Source organism: Streptomyces panaciradicis (genome assembly GCF_023516615.1).
GTDB classification, from domain to species: Bacteria; Actinomycetota; Actinomycetes; order Streptomycetales; family Streptomycetaceae; genus Streptomyces; species Streptomyces panaciradicis.
The window spans coordinates 1-11,227 of sequence record NZ_JAMGBF010000214.1 but is presented as its reverse complement, the minus strand read 5'-3'; the positions used below and the strand labels follow the sequence as shown (position 1 = coordinate 11,227).

The window sequence follows — 11,227 nt, the reverse complement described above, 5'->3', positions numbered from 1 at the left end:
TACCCGGTCGACCGCGCCGCGGCCGCCGCCGCGCTCGCCGCCAACCCGCGCGGCTACCTCGACGTGCGGCACAACCGCGACTTCATGCGCCGCGCGGTGACCCGGCTGGCGGGCGAGCAGGGCGTCCGGCAGTTCCTCGACATCGGCACCGGCCTGCCCACCGCGGAGAACGTCCACCAGATCGCCCAGGACATCGCCCCCGAGTCCCGGATCGTGTACGTCGACAACGACCCGGTGGTCCTGGCGCACGCCCGCGCCCTGCTCACCAGCAGCCCCGAGGGCCGTACCGACTACGTCGACGCGGATCTGCGCCGGCCGGAGGAGATCCTCGAACAGGCCGCCAAGATCCTCGACTTCCGTGAGCCGGTCGCGCTGCTGCTGGTGGCGATCCTGCACTTCGTCGAGGACGCGGAGGCCTATCCGCTGGTGCGCGAGCTGATGGACGCGTTGCCGGCCGGCAGTCACCTGGTGCTCAGTCACCTCACCGACGAGATGCACCCCGAGCCGGCGCGGGCGGTCCAACGCACCTACACCGAGCGCGGGTTCACCTTCGTGTTCCGTTCCCGGACCGAGGTCGAGCGGTTCTTCGGCGAGACGCCGGGGCTCACCCTGGGCGAGCCGGGCGTCGTCCCCGTCCACCGTTGGCACCCGGGCCCGGCGCCCGCCCCGCCGGTCGTGGAGGCGGCGTACTTCGACTCCCTCGACGACATCGAGAAGATCCGCTACCGCGACATCAACGACGTGACGGACGACGACATCAACGTCTACGGGGCGAGCGGCCGCAAGGCCTGAGGCGGGAAGACCTCGACCGGCCAGGCGTCCGGATCGCGGAACACCAGGTGTAGAGGGCACCTTTCTTTCTAAGCTGCGCCCACGAGCCATGGCAGAGGAGCCGCATCATGACCGTCGTCCCACCCGCACCCGTCCCCGTCCCGCTTCCGCCGCTCGCCGCGCGGGCCCGGACGGTCGGCGGTTCGCCGGTACGGGACATCCTCGCCGTCACCGCCCGCCCCGAGGTGATCAACTTCGCGGGCGGGCTGCCGGCGCCGGAGCTGTTCGACGCGGAGGGGATCGCGGAGGCGTTCCGGGCGGTGCTCGCCGAGGACGCCGGGCGGGCATTGCAGTACTCCACGACCGAGGGCGAGCCGGCGCTGCGGGCCGCGCTGGCCGGCCGCATGTCCGCGCGCGGGCTGCCCACGGACGCCGACGACGTCCTCGTCACCACGGGCTCCCAGCAGGCGCTGTCCCTGCTCGCGGCCGCCCTGCTGGAGCCCGGCGACACGGTCCTGGTGGAGGACCCCTGCTATCTCGCGGCACTCCAGGCCTTCGGCCTCGCCGGTGCCCGGATCGTCCCGGTGCCCGGCGACGAGCAGGGCGTGGACCCCGTGGCGCTGGAGGAACTGGTCCTGCGCGAGCGCCCGAAGCTGCTCTACACCGTCCCCACCTTCCAGAACCCGACCGGCCGGACCATGCCCGCCGCCCGCCGGGCCGCGATCGCCGACGTGGCGGAGCGGTGCGGGCTGTGGATCGTGGAGGACGACCCGTACGGCGAGCTCCGCTTCGAGGGCGAGCGGGAGCCGTGGATCGCCTCCTACGAGGGGGCCGCCGAGCGGGTCGTGCTGCTCGGCTCCTTCTCCAAGGTGATGGCTCCCGGCCTGCGCCTGGGCTGGCTGCGGGCGCCCGCGGGGCTGCGCCGGGCCTGCGCGGTCGCCAAGCAGGCGGCCGACCTGCACACCCCGACCGTCAACCAGCTCGCCGCGGCACGGTACTTGGCCGACCGCGACCTGGACGCGCACGTCGCCCGGGTCGCCGGGGTCTACCGCGAGCGGCGGGACGCGATGCTGGCGGGCCTGCCGGAGGCGCTGCCGGCCGGCTCGGCGTGGTCCCGCCCCGCGGGCGGCATGTTCCTGTGGGCCCGGCTGCCGGAGCCGTACGACACGACGGCCCTGCTGCCGCGGGTGGTCCGGCACGACGTCGCCTACGTGCCCGGAGCGCCCTTCTACGCCGGCACCCCCGACCCCTCGACCCTCCGCCTGTGCTTCGTGACCCAGACCCCGGAGGAGATCGGGGAGGGCCTCAGGAGGCTGGGGGAGGGCCTGCGGGCGGTCTGACCGGTTCCTTCGCCTCACCGGGCGGCTGTTCGTAGGGTGGGGGCATGGCGGAGACGGGGGAGTTCGAGCTCGGTGCGTACCTTCGGAGAGTCGGCTGGGAGGGGGCGCCGCGGGCGGATCTGGAGACACTGGAGGGCGTGCATCTCGCGCATGTGCGGGGAATCTCGTTCGAGAATCTCGACGCCCTGCGGCGGGTGGCGCCCTCGCTGGAACTCGGGGATCTGGTGGCCAAGTTGGTGCACGGTCCGCGCGGGGGGTACTGCTACGAGCACAACACGCTGTTCGCGGCCGCGCTGGAGGCGCTGGGGTTCCGGGTGACCCGGCTGGCGGCGCGGGTGATCGTGGGCGCGGACCGGGTCGAGAGCCGGCCGCGTACGCACATGGCGCTGCTGGTGGAGGTCCCGGGCGAGCCGGGGCCGTATCTGGCGGACGTGGGGTTCGGGGCGATCGGGGCGTTGCTGGAGCCGGTGCCGCTGCTCGCCGGCACGGAGTTCGAGGGTGCCGGGCGGCGGCACCGGCTGGTGACCGTGGAGCATCCCGGGCCCCTGGAGCTGTGGGTGCTGCAGGCGTACGGCGCGGAGAGGGGCGGCGTCGCCTCCGACGGGCCCTGGCAGGCGCAGTACGCGTTCACCCTGGAGCCGTTCGAGCACGCCGACTTCGAGGTCGTCAACTGGCACATCGGCACGAACCCGCGGTCGCCGTTCACGCAGCGGCTGTACGTGCAGAGCGTGAGCGCCGGCCGGCACCTGCTGCTGCACGGGCGGACGCTCACCGAGACGCGGGCCGACGGCGCCGTGCGCGAGCGGGAGCTGACCGACGAGGGCGAGGCCCGGCGGCTGCTGGAGGAGGAGTTCGGGATCGTCGTGCCCGACGGGACGGCGCTGTTCGGCTGAGCCGGCCGGTCAGTCCCACCAGAAGTGCCAGGACGGCTTGCCGAGCAGGTGCTCTTCGGCGTACGCGGTGAGGGTGCCGGGGCCCTGGAGGACGGTGTCCGGGCAGAACGCGAAGTGCTCGGCGGCCAGGGCCTCCGCATCGGCGAGCGTGGCGGGCGGGGCGGCGACGGACACCAGCAGATGGGCGAAGCCGAGGGCGACGACCCGTACGCCGTAACGGTCCTCCCAGGAGCGGAGCACCGCGCAGAGCCGGGCCACGTCCTCGTCGTGGTGGGCCGGGCCCGTCCAGCCGATCGCCGCGGGGATGTCCGCGCTGCGGCGGGCCGGGACGAGGGCGAGCCGGGGCTCCTTGAACGCGCCGGTGCCGCCCGCGACCACGGCCTCCGCGAGGGTGGTGGCGGCGGCCTCGGGGGCGGTGACGTCCGCGGCGGGCGCCGGGCCCGGCCACTCCTCGCCGTCCGCCGCGCACTCCTCCCAGTGCTCCGCCAGCACGTCCACCGGGTCGTGGTCCCCGGGATACGAGACCTCCCCGGGCGCCAACTCCCAGTCCCACGGCCCCCCGAGGTCACCACCGGCCTCGACGAGCACGGGCAGCAGACCGGCCGCCGGCGCGGTGTGCCGCAGCGCGTCCCAGCCGCCGGGCGCCGCCTGCCCGTCGGCGAGCCAGAGCAGGGGTTCGTGCCAGGGCCCCTCGACGGTCTCGTCGACCAGCCGGCCGGGAGGGAGGTCGAGCCCGAGGGCGTCGAGCCGGGGGAGCGGGTTGGGGAGTGTCGCCATGCCGGAGACTGTAGGGGCCGGCACCGACAACGGCCGTACCGACCGCCTGCCGAAGCGTCAGCGCAGTGCGGAGGCCATGACGGTCGTCACCACCGCGCGGACGGCCGCGGCGTCCGGCGCCGGACTCTCCCGGTCCGCGTACAGCAGGTGCGCCGCGCCGAGCAGGGTGGGGGCCAGTACGGCCGGATCGGCGCCGGGCGCGACACGGCCGAGGTCGCGTTCGGCGGCGAGGTAGGCGGCCAGCACCGCCGCGGCCTCCGTCAGCAGCGGGATGCCGGGCGGACGGCCGGCCGCGCGCAGCCGGGCGCGCAGCTCGTCACGGGCGATGACCAGGCTCACGACGGCCACCCCGACCGCGTCGAACACCTCGGCCAGGGCACCGGTGAGGTGGTCGGTGACGGAGCCGGTCCCGGCGGCGGCACGCAGGCCGCCGGACACGGCGTCGAGCCGCGCGACCCGGGCGAGCACCAGCTCCGCCAGGAACGCGTCGAAGTCCGCGAAGTGCCGGTGCAGCACCCCCTTCGCGCACCCCGCCTCCGCGGTCACCGCCCTGCTGGTCAGCGCGCCGGGGCCGTCCCGCAGCAGGACGCGCTCGGCGGCGTCGAAGAGCTGCTGGCGGGGGTCGCGGATAGCCACTCCGGTCGGCATGCGGTCCTCTCGTACGACGTGAGTGGGCGGGTGCCCATTGACGAGTGGGCGACTGCCCACCCATAGTGGGCGCATGCCCACTTTACCGTCTTCCGAGGCCACACCCGAGCCCCACCGCAGCCGCGACATCGCCGAGTCCTTCGGCACGGACGCCGAGCGGTACGACCGGGCCCGCCCCCGCTATCCCGAGGCCCTGATCCGCCGCGTCGCCGCCACCGCCCCCGGCCCCGACCTCCTCGACGTCGGCTGCGGAACCGGCATCGCCGCCCGGCAGTTCCAGGCGGCGGGCTGCACGGTCCTCGGCGTCGAACCCGACGCGCGCATGGCGGAGTTGGCGCGACGGCTCGGCACGGACACGGAGGTGGCGACGTTCGAGGACTGGGAGCCCGGCGAGCGGCGTTTCGACGTCGTCGCCGCCGCGACCGCCTGGCACTGGGTCGACCTCGCCGCGGGCGCGGCCAAGGCGGCCCGCGTGCTGCGGCCGGGCGGCCTGCTGGTCCCGTTCTGGAACGTCGCCGAGACCCCGCCCGACCTCGCGGAGGCCGTCGCCGCAGCCGCCGAACGCGTCATACCGGACTCGCCGTTCGACTTCCGGTCCACGCTCGGCCGATCCATGATCGACGGCTACCAGACCTTCCTCACCCGGGCCGCCGACGCGATCCGCGCGGCGGACGGCGCGTTCGGTGAGCCCGAACAGTGGCGGTACGACTGGGAGTTCACCTACACCCGCGACGCCTGGCTGGACGTCCTGCCCACCCAGGGCGCCTTCACCCGCCTCCAGCCCGACCAGCTCGCCGAGATCCTGGACGCCGTGGGCGCCGCCATCGACGCCCGCGGCGGCACGGTCACGATGCCCTACGCCACCCTCGCCCTCGTCACCTGCTCGCGGTGAACGCGGCCCAGGCGGCCGGGGTGACACGCAGAGTGGGGCCGCTGTCCGCGGGGTTCTTGGAGTCGCGGATGTGGATGGTGTGGGGGGTGGTGGCGACTTCGAGGCACTCGCCGCCCTCGCTGCCGCTGTAGGTCGACTTGACCCACTGAAGTGCCTCGGTGCTCATCGCTCTCCTAGCAGACGGTCCAGCAGACCCTTCGACTCCAGTGGGGACAGGGCCTGTGCCCGCAGCATCGCATGTTTACGGGCGAGAATGGACACCTCATCCGCGTCAGAGACCCACTGGCTGCCGCGTTGGCCCTCGATATAGGCCAGATGCTGATGGTCCGGGGTCTCCAGGAGAACGAAGGGGCCGTCCAGACCGGCGTGCGCGGGACCGGCCATCGGCAGGAACTGCAGTGACACGGACGGCAGTTCAGCGCACAACCGAAGGTGGCGCAGCTGCTCTGCGCGTACGTCCGGTCCTCCGATCGCCAGGTGCAGCACGGGCTCCCAGATGGCGAAGCTGACGGTCGGCGGGCTTTTACGATGCAGGATCTCCTGCCGCTCGATACGTGCCGCGGCCTTCGGCTCGATCTCCTCCGGGTCATACGCCGGAACGCGCTCCCGCAGGACTGCTTCTGCGTAGGCCCGTGTCTGAAGGAGGTCAGGCAACACCTGGTTGGCATAGAGGGACAGCGCAATCGCCTCCCGCTCATGCTCCATGTACAGCTCCGCCCACATCGGGAACTGGTCGATCTCCGGCAGGTTGGCCACGCCCGCCGGCAGCGTCCCCTTGGTCTGGAGGACGTCGTCCAGCACCGTGGCCAGGTCCGGCTTCAGGGCCCGTCTGCCCTGCTCGATCGACGCGATCGTCTCCTCGTCGACCCGGACGAGTTCGGCGAGGGCGCTCTGGGTGAGACCCGCGGCGCGACGCGCGGCGCCGAGCTGCTTGCCCAGCATCTTCATGGACGTGAGGTTCTTCGGCCGCGGCGGCCTCCTGGCGCTCATGCAGGTCTCCATCCCCCTCGACACGCGTACGTCACCCGGTGCGAGCCCGTACAAAAAATCTGTACGGGTTCACCGAGTGATCAACGCTAGTCACTCTCCGCGACTCTCGTCCTGTGAACGACAGGACTCAACTCCCCTGCCTGCGCGAGCGGTTCCTGCGCCGGGAGCGCCGATCCGTGCAGGCCGCGCGGCGGTTCACGGCCGAGACCCTCACCGGCTGGGACCTCGCCGGGACGGACCGCGCCGACGACGTACTGCTCTGCGTGAGCGAACTGGTCACCAACGCCCTGCTGCACGGCGTCCCGCCCGGCCGCCACTCACGGCTGCTGCTGCGCTACGACGGCCGGGTGCTGGGCGTCGAGGTGCACGACAGCGGCCCCGGCGTGCCCCGCGTCGTGGACGACGGGGACACCGGGGCCGAGGGTGGTCGCGGACTGCTGCTGGTCGCGGCGCTGAGCGACAAGTGGGGCGTGCGGGAGCGGGAGTTGGGCAAGGCCGTGTGGTGCGAGTTCCTCTGCGCCCCGCGGCCCGCTCCTGCCGTCAGAGGCGCTCGGGCGTCCTGATGCCCAGAAGGGCCATGCCCTGGTGCAGGGTGCGGGCCGTCATGTCGCACAGGAACAGACGGTTCTCGACCTGCGCCGGGGTGTCGGCCTTGAGGACCGGGCACTTGTCGTAGAACGACGTGTAGAGGGACGCCAGCTGGTACAGGTACGCCGCCAGCTTGTGCGGGGCGTACTCCGCCGCCGCCTCGAAGACCGTGTCGCCGAACGCGTCCAGGTGCAGGCCCAACGCCCGCTCCGCCGCGTGCAGTTCCAGCTCCGGGTGCGCGGCCGGCTTCGTCTCGCCCGCCTTGCGCAGGATCGACTGGATCCGGGCGTAGGCGTACTGGAGGTAGACGGACGTGTCGCCGTTCAGCGAGACCATCTGGTCCAGGTCGAACTTGTAGTCCCGGCTGGGGGACGTCGACAGGTCCGCGTACTTCACCGCGCCGATGCCGACCTGCGCGGCCCGCTCCTGGATCTCGTCCTCGGTGAGGTCCTGCGCCTTCTCCCGGACGACCTCGGCGGCCCGCTGCACGGCCTCGTCCAGCAGGTCCTCCAGCCGTACGGTCTCGCCCTCACGCGTCTTGAACGGCTTGCCGTCCGCGCCGAGCACCGTGCCGTAGCCCATGTTGTGCGCGGTGACGTCGTCGGTCAGCCAGCCCGCACGCCTCGCCGCCTCGAAGACCATCTTGAAGTGCAGCGACTGCCGTACGTCCACGACGTAGATCAGCGAGGTGGCGTGCAGGTCGGTGACCCGGTTGCGAATCGCGGTCAGGTCGGAGGCCGCGTAGCCGAAGCCGCCGTCCGCCTTCTGCACGATCAGCGGCACCGGCTGGTCGTCCTTGCCCCGGATCTCGTCGAAGAACACGACGAGCGCGCCCTCGGAGCGCACCGCGACACCCATCTCCTCCAGGAGGCGGGCGGTCTCGGGCATGCCGTCGTTGTACGCCGACTCGCCGACGATCTCGTCGTCGCGGATCTCCATGTCCAGCTTCTCGAAGACGGAGTAGAAGTAGACCTTCGACTCGTCAACGAACTGCTGCCACAGCTCGAGGGTCTCCTTGTCGCCGGACTGCAGGGCGACGACCCGCTTGCGGGCCCGCTCCTTGAACTCCTCGTCCGCGTCGAAGACGGCCCGCGAGGCCTTGTACACCCGGTTCAGGTTCGACATGGCCTGCTCGCCGTCGACGTCCTCGGCCGGGGCCAGCTCGCCGGGGTTCTCGAACAGGTACTGGATGAGCATGCCGAACTGGGTGCCCCAGTCGCCGATGTGGTGCCGGCCGATCGTCTTCTCGCCGGTGAAGTCGAGCATGCCGCGCAGCGCGTCACCGATGACGGCGGAGCGCAGGTGGCCGACGTGCATCTCCTTCGCCACGTTCGGCTGGGCGTAGTCGATGACCGTGATGCCGGCCTTCTCCTTCAGCGGCACGCCGAGCCGGTCGCCGTCCGCGTACCGGGCGGCGAGGTTCTCGGTGATGGCCCGGTCGGCGATCGTGAGGTTCAGGAAGCCGGGGCCGGACACCTCGACGTCCTTGATCAGCTCGTCGCCGGTCGCCACCCGGGAGACGACCTGGGTCGCCAGCTCCCGCGGGTTCGCCTTCGCCTTCTTGGCGAGCGCCAGGATGCCGTTGGCCTGGAAGTCGGCCCGGTCGCTTCGTCGCAGCAGCGGGTCCGCGCCGGCGGCCTCCGGCAGGGTGGCCGAGAGGGCGGACGCGAGCTGCTGCTGGACGGAGTCGCTGAGGGACGTGACCGAGGCCATAGGAAGGGGTGCCGTTCTCCTCGTGGGAATGGATAGACCCATCCAGTATCCCATGGGGGGTAAAGCGGTTTTCCCGGTCGCACCACCGTCTGTGACAATGGAGCCTCACCCGTTCAGAAAGAAGGACGTGCCGATCGTGGCTCAGAGCACCGAGACCACCGACTGGGTCTCCCGTTTCGCGGATGAGGTCATCGAGGAGTCGGAGCGTCGGGCCCCGGGCAAACCGGTCGTCGTCGCGTCCGGACTCTCCCCGTCGGGCCCTATCCACCTCGGCAACCTCCGCGAGGTCATGACCCCGCACCTCGTCGCCGACGAGATCCGCCGCCGCGGCCACCAGGTGCGCCACCTCATCTCCTGGGACGACTACGACCGCTACCGCAAGGTGCCCAAGGGCATCGCCGGGGTCGACGAGGCCGCCTGGGCCGAGCACATCGGCAAGCCCCTGACCTCCGTCCCGGCGCCCAAGGGGTCGGCGTACGCGAACTGGGCCGAGCACTTCAAGGCCGCGATGACCGAGTCGCTGGCCGAGCTCGGCGTGGAGTTCGACGGGATCAGCCAGACCGAGCAGTACACCTCCGGCGTGTACCGCGACCAGATCCTGCACGCCATGCGCCACCGCGGCGACATCGACGCCATCCTCGACCAGTACCGGACGAAGAAGGCGCCCGCCAAGCAGCAGCAGAAGCCCGTGGACGAGGCCGAGCTGGAGGCCGCGGAGGGCTCGGGCGCGGCCGGCGAGGACGACGGCGGCGGCGGCTCCGCCGGTTACTTCCCGTACAAGCCGTACTGCGGCAACTGCGAGAAGGACCTCACCACCGTCACCTCCTACGACGACGACACCACCGAACTGACCTACTCCTGCACCGTCTGCGGCTTCTCCGAGACCGTCCGGCTCAACGAGTTCAACCGCGGCAAGCTGGTCTGGAAGGTCGACTGGCCGATGCGCTGGGCCTACGAGGGCGTCATCTTCGAGCCCTCCGGCGTCGACCACTCCTCGCCGGGCTCCAGCTTCCAGGTCGGCGGGCAGATCGTCGGGATCTTCGGCGGCAAGCAGCCCATCGGCCCCATGTACGCCTTCGTCGGCATCAGCGGCATGGCGAAGATGTCCTCCTCGCGGGGCGGCGTGCCGACCCCCGGAGACGCCCTGAAGATCATGGAGCCGCAGCTGCTGCGCTGGCTGTACGCCCGCCGCCGCCCCAACCAGTCCTTCAAGATCGCCTTCGACCAGGAGATCCAGCGGCTCTACGACGAGTGGGACAAGCTGGACGCCAAGGTCGCCGACGGCACCGCCCTCCCGGCCGACGTCGCCGCGCACGCCCGCGCGGTGGGCACGGCCGCCGGCGAGCTGCCGCGGACCCCGCGCCCGCTGCCGTACCGGACCCTGGCCTCCGTCGCCGACATCACCGCCGGACACGAGGACCAGGCGCTGCGCATCCTCAGCGACCTGGACCCCGCCAACCCGCTCGGCTCCCTCGACGAGGCCCGGCCGCGCTACGACAAGGCCGAGGCCTGGATCAACACGCACGTCCCCGCCGACCAGCGGACCATCGTGCGCGAGGAGCCGGACGCCGAGCTGCTGAAGTCCCTCGACGAGGCGTCCCAGCAGTCCCTGCGGCTGCTGCTCGACGGCCTCGCCGAGCACTGGTCGCTCGACGGGCTCACCCACCTCGTCTACGGCGTGCCCAAGGTGCAGGCCGGCTTCCCGGCCGACGCCACCCCCAAGGAGCTGCCTGCGGAGATCAAGACCGCCCAGCGGACCTTCTTCGCCCTGCTCTACCACCTGCTGGTCGGCCGGGACACCGGCCCGCGCCTGCCCACGCTGCTCCTCGCGGTCGGCCAGGACCGGGTGCGGCGCCTGCTCGGCGAGTAGCCCGCGTCATACGAGGAGGGGGCGTCCGGTGCCTGGCACCGGACGCCCCCTCCTCGTACGTACCGACGTGTCGTACGCGCTAGGCGATGTGGTCCTCCTGCAGTTCCGCCGTGTGACGGTTGGTGAAACGGTTGACCATGCGCTCGGCCTCACGCTGCGGCAGCGAGACGCCGTACGTCGCCTCGACGTCACCACGCAGCTGGCCGGCCGTCGGATAGCTGCCGTCTATCGACTTCTTGAAGACCTGGTAGAAGTCCTCCTCCGTCGGCGCGGCCGGCTCCGGAGTGCCACCGCCCTCACCCAGCTCGCGGGTCCGGTTCGGGCCCACCGGGATCGGGAAGGTACCGGTCTCCTCCGGAGAGGGCTCCTGACCGGGCAGCGGAGGCTCCTCCTCGAACTGCTCGCGGTACTGGTCCGCCTGCTGCTGCTCCTCGTACCACTGGGCGTACTGGTCCGAGGGGTCGTAGGTCGGGTCGTAGCCGCCGTGGTACTCGATCTGCTGCGGAGGCCGCGCGTGCAGCCACGGGCTCACCTCCGGCTCCGGCTCGAAGGGCGGCTGCTCGGCGACGGGCGGGCCGGCCAGTTCCTGGCGCTGCTCACCCGCGGGCGCCGCGCGCTGCGGAACCGGCGCCGCCACCGCGGCCCGGCCGTCCGCGGCCGGAGCCGCCTCGAACCGGGGCGCCGGCGGGAGCAGCACCGGCTCGATGCCCGCCGCCGCCAGACCCGCCGGGGCCGTCTCCGCCAG

At 72.2% G+C, this 11,227-nt stretch carries 11 protein-coding genes and 1 pseudogene; 6 read left to right on the top strand and 6 right to left on the bottom strand.

The annotated features are described in order from the left end of the window. From M8J74_RS41325 to M8J74_RS41315, 3 genes are all read left to right on the top strand, one after another. On the top strand, positions 1 to 792 hold a 792-nt coding region (locus tag M8J74_RS41325), incomplete at its 5' end, for an SAM-dependent methyltransferase (RefSeq protein WP_249841317.1). A gap of 107 nt (positions 793 to 899) precedes the next feature. After that, entirely contained in the window at positions 900 to 2,111 is a 1,212-nt protein-coding gene (locus M8J74_RS41320; RefSeq protein ID WP_249841316.1) for an aminotransferase-like domain-containing protein, read from the top strand. Positions 2,112 to 2,155: 44 nt separating this feature from the next. After that, positions 2,156 to 3,004, top strand: a complete 849-nt coding sequence (locus M8J74_RS41315) for an arylamine N-acetyltransferase family protein (RefSeq protein WP_249841315.1) — start codon at positions 2,156 to 2,158, stop codon at positions 3,002 to 3,004. Positions 3,005 to 3,013: 9 nt separating this feature from the next. On the opposite strand, the gene M8J74_RS41310 is transcribed toward M8J74_RS41315, so the two are convergent. Beyond that, on the bottom strand, positions 3,014 to 3,781 hold the full coding sequence (locus M8J74_RS41310; protein WP_249841314.1) for a DUF4253 domain-containing protein: 768 nt from the start codon (positions 3,779 to 3,781) through the stop codon (positions 3,014 to 3,016). Between the two features lie 57 nt (positions 3,782 to 3,838). Continuing rightward, positions 3,839 to 4,429, bottom strand: coding sequence for a TetR/AcrR family transcriptional regulator (locus M8J74_RS41305; RefSeq protein ID WP_249841313.1), 591 nt, complete (start codon positions 4,427 to 4,429; stop codon positions 3,839 to 3,841). 73 nt (positions 4,430 to 4,502) lie between these two features. Here M8J74_RS41305 and M8J74_RS41300 point away from each other — a divergent pair, with 73 nt between their 5' ends. Beyond that, positions 4,503 to 5,321, top strand: a complete 819-nt coding sequence (locus M8J74_RS41300; RefSeq protein ID WP_249841312.1) for a class I SAM-dependent methyltransferase — start codon at positions 4,503 to 4,505, stop codon at positions 5,319 to 5,321. Here M8J74_RS41300 and M8J74_RS41295 read toward each other — a convergent pair. Continuing rightward, the gene (locus M8J74_RS41295) at positions 5,305 to 5,487 is read right to left on the bottom strand and encodes a DUF397 domain-containing protein (RefSeq protein ID WP_249841311.1); all 183 of its coding nucleotides are present in this window, start codon (positions 5,485 to 5,487) and stop codon (positions 5,305 to 5,307) included. The two genes, M8J74_RS41300 and M8J74_RS41295, sit on opposite strands and share 17 nt — an antisense overlap. Further along, complete coding sequence (locus M8J74_RS41290) at positions 5,484 to 6,311, bottom strand: helix-turn-helix domain-containing protein (protein WP_249841310.1); 828 nt, start codon at positions 6,309 to 6,311, stop codon at positions 5,484 to 5,486. Before M8J74_RS41290 ends, M8J74_RS41295 begins: the two co-directional genes overlap by 4 nt. 113 nt (positions 6,312 to 6,424) lie before the next feature. Here M8J74_RS41290 and M8J74_RS41285 point away from each other — a divergent pair, with 113 nt between their 5' ends. After that, positions 6,425 to 6,874 (top strand): ATP-binding protein, encoded by a 450-nt coding sequence (locus M8J74_RS41285; RefSeq protein ID WP_249841309.1) that lies wholly within the window; start codon positions 6,425 to 6,427, stop codon positions 6,872 to 6,874. Here M8J74_RS41285 and argS read toward each other — a convergent pair. After that, positions 6,852 to 8,612, bottom strand: a complete 1,761-nt coding sequence (gene argS, locus M8J74_RS41280) for an arginine--tRNA ligase (protein ID WP_249841308.1) — start codon at positions 8,610 to 8,612, stop codon at positions 6,852 to 6,854. The genes M8J74_RS41285 and argS overlap by 23 nt on opposite strands. Before the next feature lie 127 nt (positions 8,613 to 8,739). Between argS and lysS the strand changes: the two genes are divergently transcribed. Continuing rightward, a complete protein-coding gene (gene lysS, locus M8J74_RS41275; protein WP_249841307.1) occupies positions 8,740 to 10,482 on the top strand; it encodes a lysine--tRNA ligase in 1,743 nt (580 codons plus the stop codon). 79 nt (positions 10,483 to 10,561) lie between these two features. Here lysS and M8J74_RS41270 read toward each other — a convergent pair. After that, a pseudogene (locus M8J74_RS41270) lies at positions 10,562 to 11,227 on the bottom strand (DUF2637 domain-containing protein); the annotation flags it as partial.